Below are 26,124 nucleotides of genomic sequence, written 5' to 3'. Positions count from 1 at the left end.
GGAGAATGGACTCCCGCTCAAAAAACATCGTATGAGGACAGAATCATGAAAGCACTTCTAAAAAAAATTACCGCATCAAACGCAGGTTTCAGCACGCTGGCACTTCGCATTCCTATCGGCATCGTCTTTATGGCACACGGCTCTCAGAAGCTATTTGGCTGGTTTGGTGGCTACGGACTGGAAGGCACTGGTCAGTGGATGGCATCCATTGGCTTAGGTCCTGGTGTTTTAATGGCTTTCTTAGCAGGTAGTGGTGAGTTCTTTGGTGGTTTGTTTATTCTATTAGGCTTACTGACTCGACCAGCAGCGACCGTACTTTCTTTTACCATGCTTATCGCTATTTTTTCGGTTCACTTCGAGAACGGTCTGTTCCTGGCAAACAACGGTTATGAGTTTGGATTAGCACTATTAGCAGCGAGCGTTTCTCTGATTTTCTCAGGTGCTGGTAAAGCTGGTCTGGATAACCTTTTAAACAAGAAGCTTTCTTAATTTCCCTTTTTAGAAGTACGGTTCAGAGTGCAGTTCCACTCTGAATCCCATATCTGAACACGAATACTGAGGAAACACAGATGATCACAGTGCGACACGCAAAAGATCGAGGAAGAGCTGATTTTGGCTGGCTGGACAGTAAGCATACTTTTTCTTTTGGCAGCTACTACGATCCTCAACACATGGGCTTTTCTGATCTCCGTGTGATCAACGACGACATAGTCCAACCAGGCGCTGGCTTTGACACTCATGGTCATCGAGACATGGAGATCATCAGCTATGTACTTGAGGGCGTAATTGCTCACAAAGACAGTGAAGGTAATGTGCAGAAATTACCCTCGGGTGAATTTCAATTAATGTCGGCAGGTAAGGGGATCTACCACAGCGAATTTAACGCTTCGGACACCAACCCTCTGCGTTTTCTTCAAATCTGGATACAGCCAAAATCATTTGGAAACAAACCGGGTTATCAACAAAAGAATTTTGGCCAGCACAGCGGACTCACGCCCATTGCGACGCCAACAGGTGAAAATGGCACCCTACACATCAAACAGGATGCGCGTTTATACCAGTTGATTTTAGACCCAAACCAAGAACTGAAGTTTAGCGTTGAGCAAAGCAGAAACCTGTATGTTCATCAGGTTCGAAGCACGCTTGATGTCGACAGCACAACATTGGCTGAAGGTGATGGTGCGAAGATAGAGCAGCAAAACAGCGTCACATTTCGTAATCACTCCACGGCACAGACTCTCGCACTGGTGTTTGACTTAGCGTAATCCCAGTTTTGATAAAAAAGCCCCTGATATCAAATCAGGGGCTTTTACTTTGTGTTCATTTCACAGCAAATGATGGCTTATTCGTCAGACGCACCTGATCCAATTTGCTGCAAGCTGTATGCGGTAAGGGGATCAACCTGCTTCACTATCTCTTCAACCTGCTTAATCGCCTCTACAGACGAGCTGGCTTTGCGATAGCTCAAGTAAATAGGGCGATGCCAGTCTTCCACTCCAGACACCTTGTAGAGCTGCCCATTAGCAATAAATGGCTCAACAAGAGATATCGGTAGGTAGGCGGCCCCACCCTTTTCTAGAATAAAGTCCAGTGCAATACGCGCAGTTGAGGTCCGTAAGAACGGCGCCGGGATTTTCGGGTGGCGCTCGGAATGCTCAGAAGCAAAACGGGTGCCCCAGTCAACGTATACGTATTTTTTATCAAATACCGTATCTAGCGAATCTTGTTCGGTCGATACCAGAACAAGCACAACATCAGCCACTTTTTTACAGTTCAGCTCATCCGCTTTTATCTGGTCAAAGGCAAATGCCATGTCCAGAGTACGCTCTAAAAGACTACGGCTGAGCATTTCGCGCCCCATGACTTCCGCCATAAAGCCATAGCCGCCGAAAGAATCGGTGACCACACTCAAACAGTTCTGTAGATACGCATCCCAAATATTCGGGGTGCCACCTAAGGTAAGTTGCAGCGCTTTACCATCATCGAGTGACAGTTCCAGCTTGGCTTGCTGCAATGTGGTGACCATCACCTCAGCGTAACTAATTAATCGCTCACCCGCAGACGTTAGCTTTATGTTATTGCGATCACGAATAAACAATTGAGTATCGAAATAACTTTCCAGTTGCTTGATGCGAGCGCTGACCGCTGCTTGGGTAATATACAAGTTCTCAGCAGCACGTCCAAAGTGACGAACCCTTGCCAGCTCTAAAAATGTTCGAAAGACCTTTACATCCATAAACCATCTCCTGGTTAATATCAAACCAGATTAACAACTATTTAAAATCATGACGATAAAAAAAATTTGTTTTTCTTTTGTTAGGTTTGCGCCTAATTTTCGCCTTAGTTCATTACATTCATCAATAACGGTTACAGAGGCTGTTGACATGTCTGACACTGAATTCCGTCATGGCAAAAAACGATTTTACGATAACGTAAAATTCCCACGCGGATTTGCAAAGTCTGGTGATTTTACTCTTGCAGAAGAGGAAATTCTAACAATTTATGGGGATACAATGCTTGGTCTGGAAACAGGCGAGTTAACACCGGAAAACAGCGAAGAGAAACACTTCGTTAAGGTGTTAGAGCACCCAGGCAAAGCAAAAACCAAAATTGAGCGTACGTGGTTAAAATACACGCAACTCGCTCGTGGTCGCAAGCGCTTCCATACGCTAAACGGACGCAACAAGCCGGATGCAACGGAAGACTACACGGAAGAGAGTTTGGTTGAAGACGATTAATTAACCAGTATAGCTATCTAACAGATAGTTAAGTCGAAGACTTAGACAAGCGTTCATTCGCCTTAAGAGTGAACGTTTGTGATTTGTTTCTTCTCCTAAAGCCCAAGGTCGCGTTCTCCCGAGGGCTTTATTTGATCATAAAACCGTGTTGGTTTACTTGGCAAGCATGGCAATCTTTTTCAAAAAACTCTCCTTCAAGTGTTCCTGATCGTATTCAAGATTGTAGGTATTGTGGAAACCAATCTTTAACTCCACACCGTTACCTCTCAAAAATACGTTGTAGCCATCATAGTCAGAAAACGCCTCAACCCCTTCATAGATCTTCCCAAACTCAGTTGGGGTGCCATTGTTCATCACATTTTCGTATGCCGATAATACTTTGCTTGGATCTAATTCGTTTTTCATAGCGAGTTCCTCACCAATACACACGCCTTAATTATGGATAAGGAACTGACACCTTGCCATTATCGAGCTTATCTGAAATCAAAACATTCTCATATCTGCCGATGCTTGTGACTTTTCTGCGTCACGGCCGTATTTCCACACGATGAAAAACTTAATTTCAGCCATGAAATTTACCTCAATACACTCTAAGCTAATAAGAAGCAAAAAACGGCATACTGGTCCTTTTTAGCGTTATTCGATGGCTCATTTGTTGATAAAAACAACAACGGTCAAAGAAAAAGCAAATTTTTGACCTAAAACAATGGCAGTTGCCGATAACTTATTTTATAATGCGAATTAATGTTTCAGAACATCTTAAATTCAATTACTAGGGGCACAAAATGAGACTTATCCCGTTAACTCAAGCAGCACAAGTAGGTAAGTGGGCAGCAGCACACATCGCAAAACGCATCAACGATTTCCAACCTACTGCTGAACGTCCATTCGTTCTGGGTCTACCTACTGGTGGCACTCCTCTAGCAACTTACAACGCATTGATTGAACTGCACAAAGCGGGTGAAGTCAGCTTTAAGCACGTTGTGACTTTCAACATGGATGAATACATCGGTATCCCAGCCGATCACCCTGAATCATACCGTTCATTCATGTACAGCAACTTCTTCAACCACATTGATATCCAAGAAGAAAATATCAACTTGCTGAACGGCAATACTGACGACCACGATGCTGAATGCAAACGCTATGAAGATAAGATCAAATCTTACGGTAAGATTAATTTGTTCATGGGCGGTGTGGGTAACGACGGTCACATTGCGTTCAATGAGCCAGCATCTTCGCTTTCTTCTCGCACTCGAATCAAAACTCTGACGGAAGACACTCGTATCGCGAACTCTCGTTTCTTTGACGGCGACATCAACCAAGTTCCAAAATACGCTCTGACTATCGGCGTTGGCACACTTCTGGATTCTGAAGAAGTAATGATTCTGGTAACAGGCCACAACAAAGCACTTGCTCTTGAAGCTGCGGTAGAAGGCTGCGTTAACCACCTATGGACAGTCTCAGCACTTCAACTGCATCCGAAAGCCGTGATCGTATGTGACGAGCCTTCTCAGCAAGAGCTAAAAGTGAAGACAGTAAAATACTTCTCTGAACTAGAAGCAGAAAACATCAAAGGCTTCTAATCGCAGCGCAATTTTTAGCCCACGCTAGAAATACAAAACCCGTGATCACTCACGGGTTTTTTGTTTATCACTTAATACGCAGTTTAATACGCTTTGATACCAAACTGACGTAACCGTTGTGGTAATACCTCATCTAACCTTTCGAGTTCACTAGCATCAACTTCAATCAAGTTGAATTGTTGTTGCTCATAAACAGAACGGATTGTCTCTCGGTCATCTTGGCTAATCTCACCATGATCACTTCCCCAAAACTGCAAATAGACTTTGCCAGTTGGCAAGTAGAAATCACTGGTGACATCCTGCTCAATAGGCAGTTGGCGTTCGTAGGCATGTACCACTCCAGCCAAATAGAGCCAGTTATCAATTAACAGCTCACCTTTCGAGCGCACATAATGTCCGTCTAAAGTGCGATGTTTGGCTTCAAATTTTTGACGAAAACTAGAAAAAGATTTATCCGTGGAGTGAGACTCCGCATCCTGTCCTAAAAACTCGACCACAGACTGCTTCAAGCGCTTATTTTTCAGAACGACTTCGTGCCAGACAACAAAAGAATGTTGAGATTCCTTGTCAATTCTCTGCTTTCCTCCGGCTCGAACCCCCGTGGCAGTCACGTTCCAGCCTGCGTCTGATTTATTGATCCAACCCAGTTCGCTCAATAGTTGATTAATACGCTTCGGGTTTAAGTTGAGCTTATCTCCTAGTTGCGTGGCACTGAGTGTTTTACCAGTCGTTGAAGAGAGTTCAATATGCAGTGTGGTTGGCCACACGATGAATTGACCAAATTTGGCATGTTCGACATATTCTCCGCCGAATTTAGCCCCCTCTTCCGTCAACAGCCATTTGTCGTCTTGACGTGTGATATAACCCGCTCGCTGAAGATCGGCGAACAATAGCTTGGCTTCTACATTACGCATTTTTGCTAATGCTGACGTCGATACTTTTTCAGACATGTTTTACCTCTGGCTGCTGATCAATTAGATGAATATTAACTTATTGATTTTATTACTTGAAGTGGCACCTATGACAAACCTTCTTAAGCAATCAATAAAACCATGACTCTCACTCATCTTCTTGCAGACCTTTCTATATAAACGCCAAGGTGTTATACCTATATATAACACTAACTTGGCCAAAGGGTTTCATCATGAAACATTGGCATGATCGCCAGCCAATTTTTCGTCAGTTGGCGGACCTGCTCACTCAGCAAATCCTGCAAGGAACTTGGAAGGAGGGCGAGGCTTTACCTTCTGTTCGTAGCGTTGCTGCTGATATGAAAATTAACCACCTGACTGTCATGAAAGGCTACCAACTCTTGGTTGAACAAGGCGTCGTAGAGAAGAAACTCGGTCAGGGTATGTTTGTCTCATCTGGCGCGAAACAACGATTACTCGCCACAGAAAAAAAACGCTTCCTTAATGAGCAAATCCCTCAGATAGCCGACACGTTAAAGCATCTGGATATGTCTCTCGATGAACTTATCCTGCAACTCAAATTACAAATTAAAGGTGACCAATGAACGCAACCGTCAGTGTAAAGCACCTCTCCAAACACTATAGCCAACAAGGAGAAACACTACACGATATCAGTTTTGACTTGCATCCTGGTCAGGTGCTCGGCTTACTCGGTCACAATGGTGCTGGTAAATCGACGTTAATTAACGCGCTGCTCGGCGCTCATGAATATAAAGGCACGATTCGCATCAACGGCTATGAGCCCGTCATGCAACGCCACAAAATCATGCAGCACTTGTCCTATATCTCAGATGTGAATGTGTTGCCAGACTGGATGACAGTCGAACAGCTGCTGACCTATACCGAGGGGGTTCACCCAGGTTTTGATCGTCATAAAGCCGATGCCATACTTCACCAAACTGATATCAAAGCAAAGTCTCGCATTCGAGCGTTGTCAAAAGGGATGAAAGTACAGTTGCATCTGGCGATAGTCATCGCGACCAATACGCAAATTCTGATCCTTGATGAGCCAACTCTCGGTTTAGACTTAGTTTATCGAGATACATTTTATCGTCATCTACTGGAATGGTTTCACGATGGTGAACGCATATTGATCATCGCCAGCCATGAAGTGGCCGAAATCGAACACCTGTTAACGGATGTCCTGATCCTCAAACACGGTCATTCTGTTTTGCAAACGTCGATGGATAAAATCCATGAAGACTACTTCATTCTTGATGCACAAGATCAATACCATCGACAAATAGAAGCGATGCATCCTCTCTCCTCCCAAAAAGGGCTTGGTACAACGAAGTGGTTACTCCCTTCAAGGTACGCCGCACAAGTCGATGCCTTAGGTGACATTCACGGTGTCACGCTTGCTGATCTGTTTCTCGCGTTGCAAAAAGGGGTAGCTTAATGCGTTCTATAATGACGATGTTAAATAAAGAATGGCTAGAAAACCCACTCGTGTCTCGGGTGCCATTTTTTATGTTTGTCTGTGGGACCTTGTTGTTTATCGGTTTAATGAGCAACTCGAACCTTCAGCAAAATTTCTTCTTCCAAATGAGTGTCGGCGGTGATGCCAATGGTATCCAAAAACAACTAGGGGAAGAGTTAAGTTCTCTCATTGCGGGAGGCGCAGGCTTACTTTCCATTCTACTCGGTACCCAATATTTTCCAAGAACGCTACGCAAAGAGCGTTCAGAAGGCAGTATCATGTTCTGGCGTAGTATGCCGATCAGCGATGTTCAGACGCACGTCGTCAAGCTCGTCTTTGGACTGTTAGTGATACCTTTAGTGTGTTCTGCCTTGGTGATCATTGCCGATTTTATGTTGTGGTCACTCAACGTATCCACCAATCATCAAATCGGTTTCTTGTATCGCTACTCATCAGTAGGCTATGTCTTACTGCATTGGAGTGAGTTTCTGTTAAGGATGGGGTTGGCTGGTTTTCTGCTGCTACCTTTGGCTTTAACCACCATGGTTATCTCACAGAAAGTAAACTCACCGCTGGTGATCTTATTTATCGCCATTTATGCGCTGCGCTGGATGCCGATCGCTTTGTTTGGTTATTACGGAGTGGATCAGTTCTTTTCTGAGATATTCACCCTGCCTTTCCACGCGATCATCGCGCCAAATCCACTGGATGCAGTAGCAGAAGTTGGAAAAACTAATCTCGGAATTTATGTCTTTATTGGCTTATTAGCCTGGGCAGCATGCCTGAGAGTCAGCCGAACCATTCAATAGCGGTAGAAGCTCGACGCTGAAGTCAAAAACAAAAAATGGTCACAACTTTCGTTGTGACCATTTTTTTCATTTCCCTTTTCTCTTAGCCAAGAAACGAGATATATCCTTGCAGGATGACTAAGTTGACGATATCGATAAAGAAAGCCCCCACAATCGGCACGACCATAAATGCCTGAGGTGACGGACCATAACGGTTAACGATAGAGCCCATATTCATGACCGCTGTTGGCGTGGCACCCAAGCCAAAACCACAGTGTCCACCAGCAATGACGGCAGCATCGTAATTACGCCCCATGACTTTAAACGTCACATAGTAGGTAAAGATTGCCAGTACCGCAGACTGCACAGCCAGAATCACCAAAAATGGAATCGCCAAATCGAAGATATTCCACAGTTTCAGACTCATTAATGCCATCGCCAGGAACAGGGATAGCGACACCGTGCCGAGCATATCGACCGTTTCTGCATCCAACTTGCGAATATTGGTCACTTCGAGGAAGTTGGTCACAATCACGCCAATAAACAGGGCATACACAAAATCAGGAATCATCAGCCATGAGATTTCAAACGTATTTACCCATTGCTCTAAATATTTAGCGCCAGTGACACAAATCAGTAAAAAGAACAGCTTCTCAACCACTTTTTTAGCGGTCACTTTGTCTTCTTCGTACTCGTTGTAGGTGACTAATTCTGGGAATTTTTCATGTGTTTTTGCGCTGCGACCATATTCTGACTCAATACCATGCTTATCCACCAAACGCTCAGCCATCGGACTGCCGATAATACCGCCGATGATCAAACCAAATGTGGCCGACGCCATCGCGATTTCCAAAACGTTATTTAATCCATATACGTCCTGAAAAGTTTGAGACCATGCTGCGCCGGTTCCATGTCCGCCAGAAAGCGTGATAGAGCCAGCAATCAGCCCCATTAGTGGATCTAAGCCCAGTGCTGCTGCGAGTGAGACGCCCACACCATTTTGGATGATGATGTAGAATGAAGCCACAGCCAGGAAGATGAAAACCTTAGCGCCACCTTTCATCAGTTGGGTGTAATTTGCCGCTAAGCCGACGGTTGAAAAAAACATCAGCATAAACGTATTTTGTAATGGAAGATCGAACTCTAAATCGATGCCGTAGAAATGAAGTGTCGTAAGAATGCAGGCTACGATAAGACCGCCTACAATCGGCTCCGGTATGTTGAACTTACTTAAAACTGGCAATCTGGCATTCACGAAATGCCCTAGAAATAGCACACTGATCGCAACCATGAAGGACTCCAGAGCCCCGATAGATATTATATGATTCATATCACCTCTTATTGTTGTCCTCTTCATCCTCCATAATGATTGAGTGTTAATTTAACCGTATTCCAATAGCAAATATTCTCACTGATGTGTTCAAAAATATTCTAAAGATCATGCAAATGCGCGATAGACTCTATGAGAGCGCATCAAAATGTAAGCAGAAGGGGGACTTGTTATCGAGTAGTTTACTTACTCTGACTCATGGATATTTAAATGAGCCGAATCCAGAGAAACTCTCAAGCAACAACAAAAATGTTCGCTATAACGGAGACAGATTATAGCATATCAGCAAAAACTGTCTTTATTTCAATAACATTCATGTAGCCTATGATTTACAACCAAACCTATTCACCATGCACGATTGCTCTATCGAAAATATAAAATGGAATAGGCTAGAATCAACATCGCTGACACAACGTATAAAAAAGTGTAGTCAAAACGGTATTCTCAGCAGAAACGTAAGGAGCAGCTATGGCAAAACTCACCATATTTTATGATGGTACCTGTCCGCTTTGTGCCAAAGAGATGAGAGCGTTGACAAAGCGCGATACGCATCAACATATCCGCATCGTCGATATTTATAGTGAAGCATTCTCTGCTTACCCACAAATCGATGCCGCCAAAGCAAATACCATACTCCACGCTTTGGGCGACTGCGGTAATTTACTGCTTGGTTTGGACGTCACCTATCGAGCCTGGCAGCTGGTGGGTAGAGGTTGGCTGTACGCACCATTACGTTGGCCCTTGATTAGACCGGTTGCCGACTGGCTGTATATAAAATTCGCCAACAACCGATACCGCATCTCTTACTGGCTCACTGGCACATCGCGCTGTGGCACCGATCAATGCTCACGATAATACGAACATGTTATCGCTTGGGCTATAATGCCTGCCCCAAACACCACTAGAGAACCACTCATGATCATTATGACAACCACTTTCGGTGACATAGAAATTGAACTGAATACCGAAAAAGCACCCGTAAGCTCAAGAAATTTTAAAAGATACTGTGAAGACGGCTTTTATAACGGTACGATTTTTCATCGTGTCATTAAGGGATTTATGATCCAAGGTGGTGGCCATACTGAAGACATGGCAGAGAAACCCACCCGAGCACCTATTGCAAATGAAGCAAATCGCGGCTTAAAAAATACTATTGGTACTATTGCAATGGCTCGCACCGATGCACCACATTCCGCCACGGCACAGTTTTTCATTAACTTGGAAGATAACGACTTCCTCGACCACACCGCAACGACAAATCTCGGTTGGGGCTACGCAGTATTTGGCAAAGTTTCCGCCGGTATGGATGTAGTCAATCGCATCGCAGATGTGAAGACAACCTCTAAACTCGGTCATGATGACGTTCCTTGCGATCCGATTATTATCGAGAAAGTGACCGTCAGGGACTAAACCTCCGTGCACACTAATACGCCACAATTTCACAAAAGTTGGTAGATATACTGTTAATGGAATAAGAGCGTAGTTTACAGTGTAAAGAACAAAGCGCCTTGCAAAGTCACGGTCACATACCTTTGAATAAACTTTGTGAGGCTCGACTTACCGCCAATTTCGTATCACCAATATGGACAAGCATTCGTCCTGAAAAGTCTTTGTTAACTTTATTGATTTTACAAACCTGAACGACAGTTGAACGGTGAACTTGCCAAAACTGGTCAGGATTAAGTTGTTGGATCAGTTCTTTTAACGATGTTCGAATCAGGTATTCCACACCCCTCCCCTGCCCTTGCTGTGCATAGACCGAGACGTACTTCTCTTCTGCCTTGAAATAAAGCACATCAGAGGTAGCGATCAAATGAATGTCTTCCCCCTGAGTGGCTTTAATCCATTGCAGATATTGGGGAGTTTGGGGCGCTGACATTTGCTGAAGCTGCTCTAACAAGCTATTCATCTGCATGTTGCCGTTATCTTGCACGCGATTAGCAAGGCGCGCTTGAACACGTTCACAAGTGGTTTGCAGCCGATCATCAGAGATAGGTTTGAGTAGGTAATCTGCCGCATTTTGTTCAAACGCTTTAATCGCGTAATCGTCGTATGCGGTAACAAAAATAATCAAAGGTGGATTCACCATACGATTAATTTTTCGCGCTAAACTCACCCCGTCTAAAACGGGCATGCGAATATCAAGAAAGGCGATGTCGGGTTGGTTATTTTGAATGGTACTCCAAGCCTGCTCACCGTCCGCGACTTTTGCGACCACTTCCAGTTCTGGCCATACTTCAGCCAGGCTTTTGTCCAAATGATGCCTCAGCAACGGCTCATCGTCGGCAATAATTGCAGTGATTCCAGTCTTCATTTCTCCATATCCTTGTTTAGATTACCACTCAATTGGCCAGCTTAAACGAACACTGACACCACCCTCGGCAAGCTCACTGATTAACACCTGCCCTTCTCCGGAAAATAGAGCATCAATTCGCTGCTTTAAGTTGCGAAGCCCAATCCCCGATCCACAATGTTGACTGACGTGATTCAGCCCGACCCCCGAGTCTCGGACTTCAATTTCAAGTAACCGGTTGTCACGTTTGATCCGCAGACTCACTTCTCCCCCTTCTCGCTTTGGTTCAATGCCGTGAATAATGGCGTTTTCAACCAGCGGTTGTAGCATCATTGGTGGCAGCTCGAGTTGCCCAGTTCCTTCCTCTACTTCAATGGAGTATCGCAAGCGATCACCTAAGCGAATTTGTTGAATCGCGAGATACGCCTCAATCAATGCGGTTTCATTGTCGATGGTCGTGTTTTGTTCACGTGAGCTTTTTAATGTTGCACGCAATAATGCGGTGAGCTGATCAAGCATCTTTCTGGCTTTATCCACGTCTTGTGACATTAGCGCACTGATGTTCGCCAATGTATTAAACAAAAAATGCGGCTCAATTTGGCTTTGCATCTGTTTCAATTGACTGAGTAATAAGGCGCGCTCTTTTTCCGCTTTCTCGAGCTTGATGGTTTCCAATTCACGCTGTGCGATGGCTTGCTTCTCTTGCGAGTGAAAATAGAAAAAACACATGGCACTGAACAACAATCCCATCAAACCGATGGGCAACATGCCAGAGATTCCGAAGTATTCGCCAAGCCAAAACTGTGCATTTACCACCCCAAACAGCAAACATGCGGTGAGAGAAATGGCAATTTCCATTACACGCGGGATGGTGGGAAAGAGTTTGTCGATCAACCACGAGAAAAAAATGGCCGAGTAGCCAAAGCCAAAACTGACCAGTAAATGAATATATAACGGGCCGCCCCATACAAAGAGCGTCATTACAGCAATAAATAGGCAGAATAAAGAGGTCTCCACCAAACTTCTTCGCCATCCACCTTCTTTCATTGACTTCCCTGAGAACATTTAGAATTTCCCTTTTATATTAAAGACAATCATATATTTATCATTGATCTGCGCATACGCAGATTGGTTGTCCCCAGATAAAAATCGTGCAGCAGCTTCCAGTTCTACGCTTTGGTCACCAGTATCAATCCATTGATAACTCACCCATTGAGTCACTATCGCACCGCCGTCTTGTGGAGAAATCAACACATCGAGTGTTGGTGTGACGTCACTTAACCAACCCATATTATCTGTCATAAACGTCGCGCCACTCCATGCCGCCCAGGCTTCTACATCCCAACTCCAATGCAGCATCACGTTATGTTGCACAATATTGGCATGCTGAAAACCTTGCGCGTAACTGCTCGCAAGCAACCAAGTTGAGGGGAATGAATAGAGTAAGTCACCACGGCTTATCGCCTTCTCCCATTCGCTCGTTGACCAGGCGCGGCTGTCATACCAATACTCTGCGATTACGTTATGCCCAGCTTGGTTAGCCCAGTTAAGTCCAACCAAAGCTTGAAATGCACTGCCTTGGCTATCAACAGACACAGGCTGTTCAAGCTGATCAGAAATTTGATAACTGACACTCTGTTTTTGCCACAAAAGAGAACTGTGCATGGCTATCGACTCGTCCCAAACGGTAATCACGCTGGCGCCAATTAAGCCGCGGCGAACATCATCGTAATAACCAATCCATTGGAATTCTGTGTCATCCACCAGCATATAACGACGTACACCAACACCTTGTTGCTCGGTCGCTTGATCCAATGCACTTTGATCTTGTTGCCCCCAACTTGAGTCTGTGGCAATCAAAGTCCATTCACCGGCTAAATCGTAATGAGAAACAGAAAAAACGCCCGCCCCTTCTTCTGCCACTAAACCAACTGGATTTTGTCGGTAGGGTTTGAACAAATCCAAGACACGGTAGCCATACCCCACTCCCCAATCGACACGTAATTTACCCACACTAATATCGAGAATAGCATCACCGATTTGCCATTCGTCCTGCCAGACAAGTTCTCGTATTAAGAGTTGGTTGTCTGATTCGCTCCCCCATCCTTTTCGGTCATGTTGATTCAGATACAAGCCTTGGCTATAGAACGAAAATAAGCCACTGATGTTTTGGTAGTTCATTTGCACATCAAGCAACGCATTGAGCGAGTCACGAGAGTCTCCTTGCGCTGGGATGAAATGAGTATCGCGTTGCGTAACGGTCTCGTAGCTCAACGCCCAATCCCATTCGAGACTCAGTTCGTTACCCGCCAATACAGGGGAAGCGAAAGCTCCCATCAAAAGACTTACGATACAAGCAGTACAAAATCGCATATTGGTCACCTACTGCAGCCTACAATTGCGAGGTGTTCGCTTTTGGCAAATAGCTGGGATTGTAGAACTTGTCGTCCAGTTGCCATGGCAAGATCGCCTGATACTCGATCACCGTCTTTTTGCTTGGCTGGATGCTGTCCAACAAGGTCATCTCACTGACGTAATCTCGCGTCTCTTTCGTTGCTCGGCGGTAGTAAGCTTGCTTAGCGAGTTTGCCTGAACGTAGATAGAGATCAGCTTTGATTGGAAACGCATCCTGCTTTGCCAGCCATAGATCGATTTTCTGATAACTCGCGCCTGCAGTTTTAGCGGTCAGGACAAGATGGTAAGTGGCAATGCTCTTGCCGCTCACTGAGGTGGTTTCTGTCGCTTTCCACTCTCCCTGATAATCTTGACTCCAGGTGAGTGTAGATATATCTCCGATCGATGCTTCACCCAGTAACTTTTGCATTGGTGTAATGCGAATCGGGCGGCGGCTTTTAGGCATTTGGAGCCAGTAGTTATCGCCCATCATCAGCATTTTTTGACCAGCCTCGACTGCCGATTTAAACACCACGAGTGACTCTCGATTGGGACGAGTATAAACATGGTACAAGCGAGTCTTATCCAATTCTTGATCTTGGTACAAGCGCACCAACGATACGACTTTAGATGATTGATCCTGTAAGCGGTAGCCATCGGCTTTTTCGATCAATTGCACCACTTGCTGTGTATCCAGCGCTTGCACATTTGCGGAGACTGCGCCACAGATTACTAGCACCGCCAGTGGCATGGTTCGTTTGAAATTAAACATAAATCAGTGCCTCCGTAATAGGCTTGTTCACCCCTTTGCGTGCCGAGAAAAACGCCGCAACCAGACAAATCAGCAGTACTGCAAATCCGGCAACCGCAACGAGCTCCCAAGAGAAGTAAATAGTGAGAGGATATCCTTCCGTGCGTCCCGGCGGTGGCGGCATCTGCACGTCTACCACCATCAACAAAACCGTTACGACGGCGGTCAGCAGCGCGCCAATCAAGCTGCCAATCACGGCAAGCAACCCCGCTTCTCTTAAGAACCCGGCTATAATTTCACGCGGATAACTTCCCAGCGCAGACAACGTACCTATCTCACGCGTTCGCTCCGTGACGGACATGGTCATGGTGTTAAACAGCGCGACAAACACCACCAGCGCCATTACCGCTCCCATGATGCCGAAGATCCGGTCGTACAACCCCTTCACTTTGAGATAAAAGAACGCTCTTTCCTGCCAAGGGGTGATTTCAACCTCTTGATTACCGAAGCTTTGCTTTTGATTCGACAGAATTGTTGCCACATCTTGTCTGACCTTGTCTGTCAGATTGGTATCGAATAAGAAAACCGATAAGGTGCTGACTTTGTCCGAACCGAGCAAAGACTGCGCGCTATGGATGTGTACATATAACTGACGTTTATCCAGCTCTGGAACGCCCGTTGAATAGATGCCGCGGACTTTAAAGTCGTACGCATTGAGCGCGCCGTCCGTCGTCGTAGCCAGTAGCGTGATCCAGTCGCCTACGTTTACGTTTAGATTGCGGGCGAGATCCACACCTAACATGACTTCCGCTTCAGTTGGGTCATAACGTGAAGCGTGGATATTGGACAGCGTCTGCCCTGCTCTCACATCCAAAAATGGCCCTTTCATATCGAACTCCCGGTCATTCACGCCTATACCGATGAAAATGGATGACTTACTGCCGTTGGAAACCAGCCCGTTGAACTCCACCCGCGGCTGCACGCCTCGTACTTCATTAATACCGATAAGTTGCTTGGTAAAAGCATCAACATGGCTTAGACCATTGCTTAGAGGCATTTCCTCCTCTTTCGTGAAGTATCCAGGTGTTGTTAGGGTTAAATGCCCGGTATCGCGCGCGGTTGCCTCTTTCAAACTGTCATAGGTATATAAGCCGAAACCGCCTGCACTGGTCAGGGCAAATACAGCAATGGCGATAATCAGCATCGAAAGCAGGCTACGGCGGCGGTTACGCTGTAGGTTGAGCCACGCAAGACGAACTGAATCTGGGATTAACTTGCCCATGAACCCTCCTCAGCCCCAAGAGGCGTGTGAGTCATGTTTCCGTCGACCAGCTCAAGCGTACAATCGCAGCGTGAAGCCATTCGCATATCGTGAGTCGCAATAATGAAAGTGGTGCCCCTTTCGTGTCCCAGTTTTTTCATGATGTCGATAACCTTATTGGCACTTTGGCTGTCCAGACTGGCAGTGGGTTCATCAGCAATCACCAATGCCGGTTTATGGACCAACGCTCGTGCAATAGCGACGCGCTGCTGCTGCCCTCCCGACAAATTATCTGGCATATGGTGAACAAACTCCCCAAGGCCCACGAGGTCGAGCATTTCGTGAGCGAGTCTGGTTTGTTCGGCTTTGGAAAAACCGTTGAGATGCAGCGGATAAGCAACGTTCTCTAAAGCCGTCATTACGGGCACTAAATTGAATTTCTGAAATACAAAACCGAGCTTTTCTCGGCGCATTTTAGCGGCTTGTATTTGCCCGGTTGGGTATGGGCTTCCTTTAAAGGTCACTTGCCCGTGATAATGCGTATCCAGCATGCCTAGAATATTGAGGAGCGTGCTTTTTCCCGAACCAGAAGGACCACACAGCGCCACCATCTCTCCGGCAAACACTTCTCCCGACACATTTCGCAGTGCATGAACCGTCTGGCTTCCTAAGACATAATCACGACTGAGTTGATTGAAAGTGATCACAGTGGCTCCTTACTGCTTCGCGAGCAGTGCCTTGGAGTTTTGCGTTTCAATGTTGTCATAACCTAAGCGCTCCATCTCATCCAACCAAGCTTGGGCTTGTGTCTGATCGTCAGCACGTAAAGCGGCCTCAATGGCGTAACGGTAAACCCATGCGGTAGCGGAAAAAGGCTGTTGCTGGAAACTTGGATCATTGATCAAGGCAAGATACAGCTCATAGCCTCGCTCAAAGTGATTGAACATATCAGGAAGGGCTGTGTATGTTGTCGCCGCCATCGCAGTCGCTAACAGATATTCTGGTAAGCCTTGCAATCGTTGTTGCTCTTGAACCGGTATCGGCTGGCTAGCCAATAAATCTAAACCCTTTTGTATCGTCGCCAGACCTGACTCGGTAAACTTCATCTTATTCCAAGGCATAAACGCTTCGCGACCTTGCAGAGTTTGAGTGCAGCCGAGGTACACCAAAGTCAAAGGCGTAGCGCCGTGCTGCTCGATAAGAACCACTAGTTCGTCATGAACGCTGTCGACCAAAGCTGAATTCCCTTGTTCAGCTTGATTAAATCTGTGAAGTAACGACTCCGTAGGATTGGCAAATGCGAAACTACTGTTCAGTGCGAGAACGGAAAACAAGGCGATGAATAATTGAAATCCCGATCGGAAGTACGAATTGAAAACCATCATAATAATTGTCCTTTATTAATATTGATTAGATGGTTTCAGATTAAGGAAAGGTGCCCTCCCCTGCTTAGGGATGCGACCAATGGTGTTTTTGCGGAGTGAATGGGGACCAGCACGGATGAATGGTTGTATCGGCCTCCCAATCAGAAAGATTGAAGACTCGCCCAGCACGATCAAAAAAGGCTTCCCGAAGGAAGCCTCTCAATCGAATTCGCGAACGAATTACAGCTCAGCGTTATGGTAAACCTGCTGAACATCATCACAGTCGTCAAGAAGGTCTAGGAACTTCTGGAATTTCTCAGCATCTTCACCCGCGATTGGCGTTTGAGTTTGAGGAACGAAAGTGATTTCTTCCACATCAATCGTTAGATCTGGGAATGCGCCGTTCAAAGCTGTTTTCGTTTTGAAGAACTCAGTATGAGGTGCAAATACTGTGATCACACCGTCTTCTAGTTCAACGTCAGTGACATCAACATCTTCCATCATTAGCGTTTCCAGAATGATTTCATCATCATCGCCTTTGAACTGGAATACCGCCTGGTGATCGAACATGTGAGATACCGAACCTTCAACACCAATTTTCGCGCCTGTTTTTACAAAACACTGGCGAACATCTTGGAAAGTACGGTTGCCGTTATCGGTTAGACAATCAACGATGACACTTGTGCCACCTGGGCCAAAGCCTTCGTAACGCGCAGGAGCGTAATCTTCACCGCCACCGCCACTCGCTTTATCAATCGCTTTGTCGATAACGTGTGCAGGAACTTGGTCTTTTTTCGCTTTCGCGATCAGGTGCTTAAGAGACAAGTTCATGTCTGGGTCTGCACCGCCATTTTTCGCACACATGTAAATTTCTTTACCGTATTTGGAATAAACTTTAATTTTTGCGCCTGCAGTTTTCGCCATAGAGGCTTTGCGCACTTCAAAACTTCTTCCCATCGGGATGTTCTCTCTAAATTCAAATTTAATGCGAAGGATTTTAGCAAAAAGCGAAACGTTTTCAATTTTCGCTCTGCTGAGGAATGGGGGAAGTTACCTCATTCGCCGCGTTGATTCCTATCAAGGCCACGATTCGCTTTACGCGACGCCCATTACTCGCTTGTACTTTTCAACCGATTGCTGGAAAAATGCTTTTTCATCAGCATCGTTAATCTTAGATAATTGCTCTTCTATTGCTTCAGGGCCAGATTTGGCCTCTCTGAGTTTCCAAACCAAAAACGAAGCTTGCTTATCCAGTTCGATTTTGTTTTTTTCATCAGGCGGCAACAGGGATAGATTAAACGACATTCACAGCCTCAAGGTACGTTAAATACTAGCCGCGCACTATAGCATACCGACTATAGATTGGAGAATAGAAACGCACTTATCTTGATCAATTTCAAGTTACCGATGTGACTATCCCATCGAATTTCAACGCTTTTGGCGACGAATCAAAATTCTCTCGACGCGCGGCACTGCTATCCCCTGCTTAAAAATCTTATTTACACTGTAAAACAGCGAGTGATAACCATAGGCTAGCGAGCATGGTATCCAGCAAAGTCTGGCATTGTGCGGCTATAGTTTTACAACAAGGAAAGCTGACAAAAACATTAACCATTGAAGTTGGTGCGATGAGTCATAAAATGAAAAAGGGTAGCAATGAGCTACCCTTTGAATTGTTTGTTGATGACAAAGATGAATCAGTGGATCAAACCCAGTTCTTTGGCTTCTTCAATCGTCAAACCACTTTCACGGATTTCACGAAGTGCCTCAATGCGTCTTCTGGCTTCTGCCGATTTCACGGTTTTGTCAGGCTGCACAACGGATTCTTCTTCAGGTAATTCCCATTTGTGAGCGATGTTACTCATTTCTTCATGGTCGATAGAATTAATGGACATATTTCCTCCGAACACACCATGTTTTCGATGAGTAATCTATAGCAAACCCCATCAGGTGTGGTAAGCAAAACAGTAGGGAAATGTGAACCCTCCCGACCTTTCGCTAACTCATTAATAGTTTCATCATTTAAGTTTTGCCAAAGTAACAAATTAGGATTAAATTTGAATGATTACCCCTAAGAAAAGTGTGCTGATCCAGCTCTCATTTTCGTCCTCTCAGACATTTTTAACGTACACCGTAAACCTGTTTTTATTTCACTTAACTTTCGAGTCACTTCACCGATTCTCCATCTGTCACTTTCTAAAAACCGTCTCAACATACTAATGATAATAATTATCTTTTAGATTGGTAGGGTGTTTATATGAGTGGTATTAACTTAAATCATGCATACCACAATGATCCGGTCATCCAGATCAGAGAGTTGTGTGTCGATTACATCACAGATAATGGTGATTTTAACGCAGTGAAATCCGTCAGTTTTGACATAGGTAAAGGGGAAATATTTGGTCTTGCTGGTGAATCAGGGTGTGGGAAAAGCACCATCGCATTCTCCGTGAATCGTCTCCATAAGCCACCTGCATTTATTTCTGGCGGCAAAATACTGTTTGAGGGAAAAGATATCCTTAGCCTCTCGGATTCTGAGCTAACGGCTTTACGATGGAGTGAAATCGCTATGGTTTTTCAAAGTGCGATGAACTCACTTAACCCTGTCTTAACGATTCAAGAGCAATTTGCCGATGTATTGCGGCATCATCAAGGCTTAACCAATGCTCAAGCGAAGGATCGAGCCGAGAAGTTGATGGACTTGGTCAACATTCCTCGACAGCGACTAAGCGAATACCCCCATCAGTTCTCTGGCGGGATGCGTCAGCGCTTGGTCATTGCCATCGCCCTGTCTCTTAATCCGAAACTGATCATTATGGACGAGCCAACGACAGCTTTAGATGTCGTTGTACAACGAGAAATTTTGCAGCAAATCTATCAGCTTAGAGATGAATTCGGGTTCTCGATACTTTTTATCACCCATGACTTGGCACTAATGAGCCAATTGTGCGACAGAATCGCCATCATGCGCCATGGAGAAATAGTTGAAGTTAACCAGGCTTACGACATTCGCAATCATCCTCAACATCCCTACACACAGAAGCTTTGGGCTTCTTTCCCCAATATCCACGATGTCCACAAACAACCTGAGACACTAGGAGCCTAATCATGAACCAGCCTATTATCCAAATGAAAGATGTGATTAAAGAGTTCAAAGTCGGCGGCGGTCTTGAGAAAGAAGAAACCTTTCGCGCTCTGCAAGGCGTTAGTTTTGATCTTTATTCCGGGAAAACACTGGCTTTGGTCGGTGAATCTGGGTGCGGTAAAAGCACCTGTGCGCGCTTGATCACGAAAGTCTATCCGGCAACTGAGGGCAAGATCCTGTTTAATGGTACCGACATCAATGAGATCACGACTCGATCTGATATCCGAGAGTATCGCAGTAAAGTACAAATGGTCTTTCAAGATCCTTTTGGCTCACTCAATCCAACGCATACTATTCGCCATCACCTCACGCGTCCTATCAAAATTCATAAGCAAGTCAAAACTGATCGTGACATATCTGCCCGCTTGCTGGAGCTGTTGAAGCTGGTGGAACTTCCAGAGGAAACGTTAAATAAGTTCCCACACGAGCTAAGTGGTGGCCAGCGCCAACGGGTTAATTTAGCGCGTGCTCTCGCCGTTGGATCACAGATAATTCTCGCGGATGAACCGACATCCATGCTTGATGTATCCATTCGCTTGGGCGTCTTGAATTTAATGCAGCGAATGAAGCAAGAGCTTGGCATTGGCTTTTTATATATAACTCATGATCTGGCAACCGCACACTACATCGCAGAAGAAACCGCAGTGATGTACAAGGGGCAAATCGTTGAATGGGGTGATACTCACTCAATACTCAAGAACCCGCAGCACCCTTATACTAAGCTGTTGATTTCTGCCGTACCCGATCCAGACCTCCCCTTTGGTAACTTAGTGAAAAATGAACCAAACTATTCGATAGACGCCGATGAGATTCGTAGTCGAAGCAGCATCATTGTCGACGAATTTGATCAAATAGGGCCAAATCACTTTGTAAAACAATGGACTGAGGCAGCGTAATGGAATTGAGTACTTGGCAAGATCAGATCTCGATGTGGTATGAACAGCGGAAGCATGATCAAGTTGGTAAATTGGAAACGATCTTATACCAGGCACCAGATGAGGTCTTTGGGCCCAAGCTGTGCGAGCGACAAAGTAAAGCGATTGCTTGCTGGCTTGACGGTTGTTTACGAGTATTCCAACACGCCAGGTATCATGACCATCAAAAAGCCTACCAAACCTTGCTCTACGCAAGTGCAAAACTGGAACAAGCTGCGTGTCAGGCATCAACCGATATTGAAATTAAGGACTGGTGTTTGAAACGTTTGCAGCATCTTACGGTGCTCGCTTTAGAGTTTTGTAATCAGCAGTGCGATCAAAGTGAGTGGCAACAACAAGCTCACAGCTTGATCGAGTCACATGTGGCGTTGATGCGATCTTTAAATTGGAATGAAACCAGGAAGCATGATCAAGGTTTACGTCATTAAGCCGGAAAGATGATCAAGGTTTTCCCCGAATTTGAGACAAAAAAAAGCGAGTTTCCTAAGCAGAAACTCGCGAAGTCTATTCAGAATGAATGTAACAATATATGAGCCTATCTATTAATCATCAGAAAGGACAAAAGGTTGTCTATTCGAGATCAAGCTTAGTCTCGACTCCGAACCGCTATGTCATGATTTTGTTAGAGTTAGGTCTGTTTTCTATTGTCGAAATATATATTTACATTTAAAATCAATCAGTCACATTAATTGGTTTCAATTCATAAACCTGATTGATGTTAAATCGCCATTTCATCAAGAGCTCGATACACCATCTCATCCATATGGCCATCATAAATTTGTCTGCAGACCTTGCGACGAACCGCTAAACCGGCAATCAGACGCTCAATAGTAAGATGTTTGAGATCATTTTGCGTATTGAACAGCTCAACGGTCTTACTCAGAGTCTCATAAGGTAACGGGTCATCTCCAACTCTTAACCAATCAAGCTTCTCAATGTACTCAGAGCACTCTTCCTTAATCGAGGCGTACGAGTGCCCTGTCATTGCTGATAACGCCGTTATGCTGCGTTCCAGAGCCTCTGGTGAGGTATATTTGGATAGAGTAATGGTAATTTCATCTGCATTAATCTCAACCAGATGTTTTCTTTGCTTGATCCTACGTCCTAAATTACCACGAGGAGACGGTGCTTTGCGCTGAATAGGCTCAAATTCGCCGTCAATGATGCCTGAGAGCTCTTCTAGCTGTTGTTTGGATACCATCTCATTACGAAGTGGGTTTGGCAGCGTAGGAGCCATGTTACGCTTTCCTGCGTTTGTGGTACGAGCACGTGAATAACGCAAGACTTCCTCAACATCACACTTGATATCGATCTGGTAATCCATGATTTTGCCTTTCTCGATCATGGTTTCGATCGTCAGGTGGTAGCCCCATAAGTTAACAACAAAAAGATCTTCCGTCCCTTTTCCATCAGATAATCGTTTCAGTTCCCGGATAAGATCCATGGAGAATCGACGCCACTCGATGTTACGCGCTAACTTCTGATTCAGTTCACTAAGCAACATACAATCCGTATGGCGACGAACCATGCGGCTACGGAAAAAGGAATATAACTGGAACACCAAAGTATGTTGTTTCAGAATCTCTGGCGGAAACAGGAAGAAGTAATCACGAGTTAGTAATTCCTCGTAAAACGACGGCTCCCAAACCAATATATACAAATTAGGTTTGATTCGGATCTCACCGTCGCTGCCCTCAACTGGCGCTTCTTCTGATGCGGTGATCGTTCGCGCTAGAAAGCGGAATCGATCACTTTTAAAACCTTCCGGCATGTTTTCACTTAACCAGCGGCCTGTAAGCTCATGCAACTGGAAGTCGGTGAATTCGATTCTATCGATACTGTCACGAATGGAATCACGAGCAGGTCCACTGTCCTTTTTACCACGCAATGACAGGATGTCGGTGATATACAGCGGTGTTTTATTCGGTACATGAGCAGCATCAAGATGGTACTGATCTTTGTGATGATCATGGTATTGCACGGTCAGGGTAAACAGCGCAAACAAGGTCATCAGATCATCTACTGTCATGATATTTTTTGACGATCGAGTTTCTATTACCGCTTTCGTACCAGAGATCGACACCATCGACTTCTGATAACTCTTACGAGTTCGTGGTGGCGCCAAAGCTTGGTCAATGATCCCTGCCCAATTAGTTGGAGAGACGACAAATTGATCCGCTTCATCTTTCATCGTCGGCGGCGTGTTTAAGCCATGTTCTGTCAGCAAGCGTTTGTTTACTTGCGTCTGAGCTAGTGCTTTTGAGCGTTTTTGTTTTTCATTCTGGCGGACTTTTTCAGTAACTAAGCTCGTTGCACCCAAAGCGGAAATGAGCTTATTGGGATTAACAAACGTGTGAAGCATGGTTTTACCTGCCAGTCCTTCTTCAAAGCGAACTGGAGTTTGCGTAAATAAACCAATGTTCACCGCTGCTCGTAATCGTTGTTGTAACGCAGCACGAGTCAGTTGACCATCTGTTGCTTCAACGATTTCAGTGGTTGATACAAGTCCATCTTTGCTGCTGAAACCTCTCAACGAGATCAGATTAAGCAATTCTAAGATGCTTTTGGTCACCCCTTTGAAGTGTTGGTATTGTTCTACCCAATCTGCAGAAGATTCGTGCACTTCAAAAAGATGCCCGTCTTTGTGGCTTCTTGGTGCTTTAATCAGAATTTTTTCATCAGCCATCATTTTAGATCCAGATCACACTAGCCGTAGTTGTGCTATGGTTCCGAAGAATAAAGAAAAACAGATCATAAATAAAGAAAAAATCTTGTTTTTTAAATAACTGATCTTTTTGATTATTCTGATCTTAATTGATTATATGATCTATTGATCTGGCAATTTTTATCATTTTAAGTTGTTGTTATAAAAGGGAATTATTGAAGCCTCTTGCGGAACCATGATCATGAACATAACGAAACGATGATCAACAATATTTTGAAAGCATGATCATATCCTCTCGTAAGCATGATCATTAAGTTTCTGAAAAGATGATCAAAATGGTCTTGAAACGATGATCATGACATTTGTACAGGTTATCCACAGAAATGCGGGTTTGCTTGATCAACAAAGGTGTAAACACCATGGATTTTACCGCCTCCTTGGTTCCGGATCGATGATCAAGAGTAGCGTTAATGCCAAGTTAAAGTCTCATTTCGGCGGTAATTTATTCATGTGGTGAAAATATCATCAGATATCAGTACTAAGCGTGTAAATCCTATCTCTGTTCTAAATTTAGGAAGCATGATCATGATAGCCGTACTTATCAAATACCATGTTTTTATTTCATCGTTCCGAGGTTTGTTTACGCTTGATTCTCTGAATGCCCCAGTATATCTGCATTTGTCCGTAAAATGGCGAGTAAAAAGCATGCTTCCGAGAAAACTATTCACTTGATCATTTTTCCGATGGTTTGATCGCATAGAATAACGTCCATCTACTCATGCTCTCCCCTACTTTGCCATGATCATGCTTTCGTAAGTTGGATATGACACGGAAAGATGATCAAGCAACCCTCTTGATCATCTTTCCAGGCCATCTATTAAAAAACGGTCTCAAATGCTTTGGAAGCATGATCAAGTAGGTATCTGTGAATGAATCTTGCCCCCGTTTCTGCATTTATTGTTGTAAACATGTTGATTTTACATAATCCGTAATTTAGCCGGTCAATATAATCGTTCCGTATAAAATTTAATTTACATTGTAAATGAGTGACACTGTAACACTTTTAATTTATAGAGTTAGCAAAGCGTTTTGTGCGAACTTGTTTGATTATATTTTGATATATTTTTTACCATAATTCATAAAAGAGTCGATTTTATTGTTTTTATATGTGATTGTTATTCAAAATGTTTGTGCACCTTTTTGTTGTTATTGGTGTTCACTGCTGTACAATTGCAATCAGATATCCTTTCAACGGAAATTGGCATGAAAAGAGAAAAAACGATTGAAAATCTTCATGAGTTAGCAGAACTCACACAACAAGTTCAAGCTGACCGTATTGAGATTGTTTTGGAAGAGCGAAGTGACAACTACTTCCCTCCAATGTCTAAGGCAATGATGGAAACCCGATCGGGTTTGACTCGTCGAAAACTCGATGACGCGATTGGTAAAATGGAAGCCGCTGGCCATCAATTTACAAAGAATAACGCCAATCATTATTCCATTACGTTAGAAGAAGCACATATGCTGATGGATGCGGCTGAGGTGCCTAAATTCCACGAGCGTAAAAAAAACAATGGTAATAAGCCGTGGATTATCAACGTACAAAACCAAAAGGGTGGTACGGGTAAATCGATGTCGGCGGTGCATTTAGCGGCTTGTTTAGCGCTTAACTTAGATAAACGCTACCGTATTTGTTTGATTGACTTAGATCCACAAGGCTCATTACGTCTATTCCTAAACCCACAAATCAGTGTCGCTGAACACGATAATATCTATTCTGCCGTTGATATTATGTTAGGTAACGTGCCAGACGGTGTTGAGATTGATAGTGAGTTTTTGCATAAGAATGTATTGCTACCTACGCAATATCCAAACTTGAAGTCAATCTCTGCTTTCCCAGAAGACGCGATGTTTAATGCCGAAGCGTGGCAAACCTTATCTGAAGACCCATCTTTAGATATCGTGCGTTTGTTAAAAGAGCAGCTTATCGACATTATTGCAGATGATTTCGATATCATCATGATTGATACCGGCCCGCACGTGGATCCGCTAGTTTGGAATGCAATGTATGCTTCTAACGCCTTGCTGATTCCATGTGCAGCCAAACGTCTTGACTGGGCTTCAACGGTAAACTTTTTCCAACACTTACCGACAGTGTATGAAATGTTCCCAGAAGATTGGAATGGCCTTGAGTTTGTGCGCTTAATGCCAACCATGTTTGAAGACGACAATAAGAAGCAAGTTTCTGTTTTAACTGAAATGAACTATCTTCTAGGTGACCAAGTTATGATGGCTACCATTCCGCGTAGTCGAGCGTTTGAAACCTGTGCTGACACCTACAGTACGGTATTTGATCTCACTGTGAGTGATTTTGAAGGTGGTAAGAAAACGCTCGCAACCGCTCAAGACGCCGTTCATAAGAGCGCACTTGAACTAGAGCGTGTATTGCACTCTAATTGGCCGTCATTGAATCAGGGGTAATA

General features: G+C 44.5%; 28 protein-coding genes. 13 read left to right on the top strand and 15 right to left on the bottom strand.

What is annotated here, in order from left to right; genetic code table 11:
• Positions 1-45 precede the first annotated feature (45 nt).
• The gene (locus tag L9Q40_RS14095; RefSeq protein ID WP_498793659.1) at positions 46-489 is read left to right on the top strand and encodes a DoxX family protein; all 444 of its coding nucleotides are present in this window, start codon (positions 46-48) and stop codon (positions 487-489) included.
• A gap of 80 nt (positions 490-569) precedes the next feature.
• Complete coding sequence (locus L9Q40_RS14090) at positions 570-1,265, top strand: pirin family protein (RefSeq protein ID WP_498793657.1); 696 nt, start codon at positions 570-572, stop codon at positions 1,263-1,265.
• A 77-nt stretch (positions 1,266-1,342) separates the two neighbouring features.
• Here L9Q40_RS14090 and L9Q40_RS14085 read toward each other — a convergent pair whose 3' ends face one another.
• Positions 1,343-2,236: a LysR family transcriptional regulator gene (locus tag L9Q40_RS14085; RefSeq protein ID WP_014233445.1), complete on the bottom strand. Its 894-nt coding sequence runs from the start codon at positions 2,234-2,236 to the stop codon at positions 1,343-1,345.
• Between the two features lie 148 nt (positions 2,237-2,384).
• Between L9Q40_RS14085 and L9Q40_RS14080 the strand changes: the two genes are divergently transcribed.
• Positions 2,385-2,738, top strand: coding sequence for a MaoP family protein (locus L9Q40_RS14080; protein WP_014233444.1), 354 nt, complete (start codon positions 2,385-2,387; stop codon positions 2,736-2,738).
• A 153-nt stretch (positions 2,739-2,891) separates the two neighbouring features.
• On the opposite strand, the gene L9Q40_RS14075 is transcribed toward L9Q40_RS14080, so the two are convergent.
• A complete protein-coding gene (locus L9Q40_RS14075) occupies positions 2,892-3,143 on the bottom strand; it encodes a DUF3081 domain-containing protein (protein ID WP_014233443.1) in 252 nt (83 codons plus the stop codon).
• Positions 3,144-3,523: 380 nt separating this feature from the next.
• Here L9Q40_RS14075 and nagB point away from each other — a divergent pair, with 380 nt between their 5' ends.
• The gene (nagB, locus tag L9Q40_RS14070) at positions 3,524-4,324 is read left to right on the top strand and encodes a glucosamine-6-phosphate deaminase (protein ID WP_014233442.1); all 801 of its coding nucleotides are present in this window, start codon (positions 3,524-3,526) and stop codon (positions 4,322-4,324) included.
• A gap of 83 nt (positions 4,325-4,407) precedes the next feature.
• On the opposite strand, the gene L9Q40_RS14065 is transcribed toward nagB, so the two are convergent.
• Positions 4,408-5,274: a glycerol kinase gene (locus tag L9Q40_RS14065; protein WP_498793656.1), complete on the bottom strand. Its 867-nt coding sequence runs from the start codon at positions 5,272-5,274 to the stop codon at positions 4,408-4,410.
• 194 nt (positions 5,275-5,468) lie between these two features.
• Between L9Q40_RS14065 and L9Q40_RS14060 the strand changes: the two genes are divergently transcribed.
• Genes L9Q40_RS14060 through L9Q40_RS14050 form a run of 3 tightly spaced genes read left to right on the top strand, consistent with a single transcriptional unit; the run spans position 5,469 to position 7,524 of the window.
• Positions 5,469-5,840: a GntR family transcriptional regulator gene (locus tag L9Q40_RS14060; protein ID WP_014233440.1), complete on the top strand. Its 372-nt coding sequence runs from the start codon at positions 5,469-5,471 to the stop codon at positions 5,838-5,840.
• A complete protein-coding gene (locus L9Q40_RS14055) occupies positions 5,837-6,694 on the top strand; it encodes an ABC transporter ATP-binding protein (RefSeq protein WP_440878309.1) in 858 nt (285 codons plus the stop codon). The genes L9Q40_RS14060 and L9Q40_RS14055 overlap by 4 nt, the downstream gene beginning before the upstream one ends.
• The gene (locus L9Q40_RS14050) at positions 6,694-7,524 is read left to right on the top strand and encodes a hypothetical protein (protein ID WP_014233438.1); all 831 of its coding nucleotides are present in this window, start codon (positions 6,694-6,696) and stop codon (positions 7,522-7,524) included. The genes L9Q40_RS14055 and L9Q40_RS14050 overlap by 1 nt, the downstream gene beginning before the upstream one ends.
• A gap of 82 nt (positions 7,525-7,606) precedes the next feature.
• On the opposite strand, the gene gltS is transcribed toward L9Q40_RS14050, so the two are convergent.
• Complete coding sequence (gltS, locus tag L9Q40_RS14045) at positions 7,607-8,833, bottom strand: sodium/glutamate symporter (RefSeq protein ID WP_498793655.1); 1,227 nt, start codon at positions 8,831-8,833, stop codon at positions 7,607-7,609.
• A gap of 468 nt (positions 8,834-9,301) precedes the next feature.
• Here gltS and L9Q40_RS14040 point away from each other — a divergent pair, with 468 nt between their 5' ends.
• Positions 9,302-9,688 (top strand): thiol-disulfide oxidoreductase DCC family protein, encoded by a 387-nt coding sequence (locus tag L9Q40_RS14040; protein WP_498793654.1) that lies wholly within the window; start codon positions 9,302-9,304, stop codon positions 9,686-9,688.
• Between the two features lie 60 nt (positions 9,689-9,748).
• Positions 9,749-10,243, top strand: a complete 495-nt coding sequence (locus tag L9Q40_RS14035) for a peptidylprolyl isomerase (protein ID WP_498793653.1) — start codon at positions 9,749-9,751, stop codon at positions 10,241-10,243.
• A 112-nt stretch (positions 10,244-10,355) separates the two neighbouring features.
• Here the strand turns inward: L9Q40_RS14035 and L9Q40_RS14030 are convergent, their stop codons facing one another.
• The 10 genes from L9Q40_RS14030 to L9Q40_RS13985 all read right to left on the bottom strand — a co-directional run bounded on the left by L9Q40_RS14030 (position 10,356) and on the right by L9Q40_RS13985 (position 18,791).
• A complete protein-coding gene (locus L9Q40_RS14030; RefSeq protein ID WP_498793652.1) occupies positions 10,356-11,147 on the bottom strand; it encodes a LytR/AlgR family response regulator transcription factor in 792 nt (263 codons plus the stop codon).
• A 21-nt stretch (positions 11,148-11,168) separates the two neighbouring features.
• Entirely contained in the window at positions 11,169-12,191 is a 1,023-nt protein-coding gene (locus tag L9Q40_RS14025) for a sensor histidine kinase (protein WP_498793650.1), read from the bottom strand.
• Positions 12,192-13,499, bottom strand: coding sequence for a hypothetical protein (locus tag L9Q40_RS14020; RefSeq protein ID WP_498793649.1), 1,308 nt, complete (start codon positions 13,497-13,499; stop codon positions 12,192-12,194).
• Positions 13,500-13,518: 19 nt separating this feature from the next.
• Positions 13,519-14,292: an outer membrane lipoprotein-sorting protein gene (locus L9Q40_RS14015; protein ID WP_329354494.1), complete on the bottom strand. Its 774-nt coding sequence runs from the start codon at positions 14,290-14,292 to the stop codon at positions 13,519-13,521.
• Positions 14,285-15,553 carry an ABC transporter permease gene (locus L9Q40_RS14010; protein WP_498793648.1) on the bottom strand — a complete coding sequence of 423 codons (1,269 nt, stop codon included), beginning with the start codon at positions 15,551-15,553 and terminating at the stop codon, positions 14,285-14,287. The genes L9Q40_RS14015 and L9Q40_RS14010 overlap by 8 nt, the downstream gene beginning before the upstream one ends.
• Positions 15,541-16,239, bottom strand: coding sequence for an ABC transporter ATP-binding protein (locus tag L9Q40_RS14005; RefSeq protein ID WP_498793647.1), 699 nt, complete (start codon positions 16,237-16,239; stop codon positions 15,541-15,543). The genes L9Q40_RS14010 and L9Q40_RS14005 overlap by 13 nt, the downstream gene beginning before the upstream one ends.
• A 9-nt stretch (positions 16,240-16,248) precedes the next feature.
• The gene (locus L9Q40_RS14000; protein ID WP_498793646.1) at positions 16,249-16,917 is read right to left on the bottom strand and encodes a hypothetical protein; all 669 of its coding nucleotides are present in this window, start codon (positions 16,915-16,917) and stop codon (positions 16,249-16,251) included.
• Positions 16,918-17,136: 219 nt separating this feature from the next.
• On the bottom strand, positions 17,137-17,853 hold the full coding sequence (locus L9Q40_RS13995) for a YebC/PmpR family DNA-binding transcriptional regulator (RefSeq protein WP_014233427.1): 717 nt from the start codon (positions 17,851-17,853) through the stop codon (positions 17,137-17,139).
• Between the two features lie 138 nt (positions 17,854-17,991).
• Positions 17,992-18,201 (bottom strand): DUF3283 family protein, encoded by a 210-nt coding sequence (locus L9Q40_RS13990; protein ID WP_005374484.1) that lies wholly within the window; start codon positions 18,199-18,201, stop codon positions 17,992-17,994.
• Between the two features lie 392 nt (positions 18,202-18,593).
• Positions 18,594-18,791: a PA3496 family putative envelope integrity protein gene (locus tag L9Q40_RS13985; protein WP_014233426.1), complete on the bottom strand. Its 198-nt coding sequence runs from the start codon at positions 18,789-18,791 to the stop codon at positions 18,594-18,596.
• Between the two features lie 362 nt (positions 18,792-19,153).
• Here L9Q40_RS13985 and L9Q40_RS13980 point away from each other — a divergent pair, with 362 nt between their 5' ends.
• From L9Q40_RS13980 to L9Q40_RS13970, 3 genes are read left to right on the top strand one after another with little or no spacing between them, the layout of a single operon-like run.
• Positions 19,154-20,002: an ABC transporter ATP-binding protein gene (locus L9Q40_RS13980; RefSeq protein WP_434170514.1), complete on the top strand. Its 849-nt coding sequence runs from the start codon at positions 19,154-19,156 to the stop codon at positions 20,000-20,002.
• Positions 20,003-20,004: 2 nt separating this feature from the next.
• A complete protein-coding gene (locus tag L9Q40_RS13975; RefSeq protein WP_498793645.1) occupies positions 20,005-20,937 on the top strand; it encodes an ATP-binding cassette domain-containing protein in 933 nt (310 codons plus the stop codon).
• On the top strand, positions 20,937-21,404 hold the full coding sequence (locus L9Q40_RS13970) for a transcriptional regulator (RefSeq protein WP_498793644.1): 468 nt from the start codon (positions 20,937-20,939) through the stop codon (positions 21,402-21,404). The genes L9Q40_RS13975 and L9Q40_RS13970 overlap by 1 nt, the downstream gene beginning before the upstream one ends.
• A 290-nt stretch (positions 21,405-21,694) precedes the next feature.
• Here the strand turns inward: L9Q40_RS13970 and L9Q40_RS13965 are convergent, their stop codons facing one another.
• Positions 21,695-23,665: a replication initiator protein RctB domain-containing protein gene (locus tag L9Q40_RS13965; protein ID WP_020335045.1), complete on the bottom strand. Its 1,971-nt coding sequence runs from the start codon at positions 23,663-23,665 to the stop codon at positions 21,695-21,697.
• A gap of 1,239 nt (positions 23,666-24,904) precedes the next feature.
• On the opposite strand from L9Q40_RS13965, the gene L9Q40_RS13960 reads away from it, so the two are divergent.
• Positions 24,905-26,122 (top strand): AAA family ATPase, encoded by a 1,218-nt coding sequence (locus tag L9Q40_RS13960; protein WP_014235120.1) that lies wholly within the window; start codon positions 24,905-24,907, stop codon positions 26,120-26,122.
• Positions 26,123-26,124 lie beyond the last annotated feature (2 nt).

The organism is Allocatenococcus thiocycli (assembly GCF_921292965.1).
Classification (GTDB): domain Bacteria; phylum Pseudomonadota; class Gammaproteobacteria; order Enterobacterales; family Vibrionaceae; genus Vibrio; species Vibrio natriegens.
This window is presented reverse-complemented; position numbering and strand designations above follow the sequence as displayed.

Excerpts from the sequence above, each read along its gene's own strand:
- L9Q40_RS14095 (WP_498793659.1), top strand. The coding sequence starts at position 46 with ATGAAAGCACTTCTAAAAAAAATTACCGCATCAAACGCAGGTTTCAGC.
- L9Q40_RS14090 (WP_498793657.1), top strand. The coding sequence starts at position 570 with ATGATCACAGTGCGACACGCAAAAGATCGAGGAAGAGCTGATTTTGGC.
- L9Q40_RS14085 (WP_014233445.1), bottom strand. The coding sequence starts at position 2,236 with ATGGATGTAAAGGTCTTTCGAACATTTTTAGAGCTGGCAAGGGTTCGT.
- L9Q40_RS14080 (WP_014233444.1), top strand. The coding sequence starts at position 2,385 with ATGTCTGACACTGAATTCCGTCATGGCAAAAAACGATTTTACGATAAC.
- L9Q40_RS14075 (WP_014233443.1), bottom strand. The coding sequence starts at position 3,143 with ATGAAAAACGAATTAGATCCAAGCAAAGTATTATCGGCATACGAAAAT.
- nagB (WP_014233442.1), top strand. The coding sequence starts at position 3,524 with ATGAGACTTATCCCGTTAACTCAAGCAGCACAAGTAGGTAAGTGGGCA.
- L9Q40_RS14065 (WP_498793656.1), bottom strand. The coding sequence starts at position 5,274 with ATGTCTGAAAAAGTATCGACGTCAGCATTAGCAAAAATGCGTAATGTA.
- L9Q40_RS14060 (WP_014233440.1), top strand. The coding sequence starts at position 5,469 with ATGAAACATTGGCATGATCGCCAGCCAATTTTTCGTCAGTTGGCGGAC.
- L9Q40_RS14055 (WP_440878309.1), top strand. The coding sequence starts at position 5,837 with ATGAACGCAACCGTCAGTGTAAAGCACCTCTCCAAACACTATAGCCAA.
- L9Q40_RS14050 (WP_014233438.1), top strand. The coding sequence starts at position 6,694 with ATGCGTTCTATAATGACGATGTTAAATAAAGAATGGCTAGAAAACCCA.
- gltS (WP_498793655.1), bottom strand. The coding sequence starts at position 8,833 with ATGAATCATATAATATCTATCGGGGCTCTGGAGTCCTTCATGGTTGCG.
- L9Q40_RS14040 (WP_498793654.1), top strand. The coding sequence starts at position 9,302 with ATGGCAAAACTCACCATATTTTATGATGGTACCTGTCCGCTTTGTGCC.
- L9Q40_RS14035 (WP_498793653.1), top strand. The coding sequence starts at position 9,749 with ATGATCATTATGACAACCACTTTCGGTGACATAGAAATTGAACTGAAT.
- L9Q40_RS14030 (WP_498793652.1), bottom strand. The coding sequence starts at position 11,147 with ATGAAGACTGGAATCACTGCAATTATTGCCGACGATGAGCCGTTGCTG.
- L9Q40_RS14025 (WP_498793650.1), bottom strand. The coding sequence starts at position 12,191 with ATGTTCTCAGGGAAGTCAATGAAAGAAGGTGGATGGCGAAGAAGTTTG.
- L9Q40_RS14020 (WP_498793649.1), bottom strand. The coding sequence starts at position 13,499 with ATGCGATTTTGTACTGCTTGTATCGTAAGTCTTTTGATGGGAGCTTTC.
- L9Q40_RS14015 (WP_329354494.1), bottom strand. The coding sequence starts at position 14,292 with ATGTTTAATTTCAAACGAACCATGCCACTGGCGGTGCTAGTAATCTGT.
- L9Q40_RS14010 (WP_498793648.1), bottom strand. The coding sequence starts at position 15,553 with ATGGGCAAGTTAATCCCAGATTCAGTTCGTCTTGCGTGGCTCAACCTA.
- L9Q40_RS14000 (WP_498793646.1), bottom strand. The coding sequence starts at position 16,917 with ATGATGGTTTTCAATTCGTACTTCCGATCGGGATTTCAATTATTCATC.
- L9Q40_RS13995 (WP_014233427.1), bottom strand. The coding sequence starts at position 17,853 with ATGGGAAGAAGTTTTGAAGTGCGCAAAGCCTCTATGGCGAAAACTGCA.
- L9Q40_RS13990 (WP_005374484.1), bottom strand. The coding sequence starts at position 18,201 with ATGTCGTTTAATCTATCCCTGTTGCCGCCTGATGAAAAAAACAAAATC.
- L9Q40_RS13985 (WP_014233426.1), bottom strand. The coding sequence starts at position 18,791 with ATGTCCATTAATTCTATCGACCATGAAGAAATGAGTAACATCGCTCAC.
- L9Q40_RS13980 (WP_434170514.1), top strand. The coding sequence starts at position 19,154 with ATGAGTGGTATTAACTTAAATCATGCATACCACAATGATCCGGTCATC.
- L9Q40_RS13975 (WP_498793645.1), top strand. The coding sequence starts at position 20,005 with ATGAACCAGCCTATTATCCAAATGAAAGATGTGATTAAAGAGTTCAAA.
- L9Q40_RS13970 (WP_498793644.1), top strand. The coding sequence starts at position 20,937 with ATGGAATTGAGTACTTGGCAAGATCAGATCTCGATGTGGTATGAACAG.
- L9Q40_RS13965 (WP_020335045.1), bottom strand. The coding sequence starts at position 23,665 with ATGATGGCTGATGAAAAAATTCTGATTAAAGCACCAAGAAGCCACAAA.
- L9Q40_RS13960 (WP_014235120.1), top strand. The coding sequence starts at position 24,905 with ATGAAAAGAGAAAAAACGATTGAAAATCTTCATGAGTTAGCAGAACTC.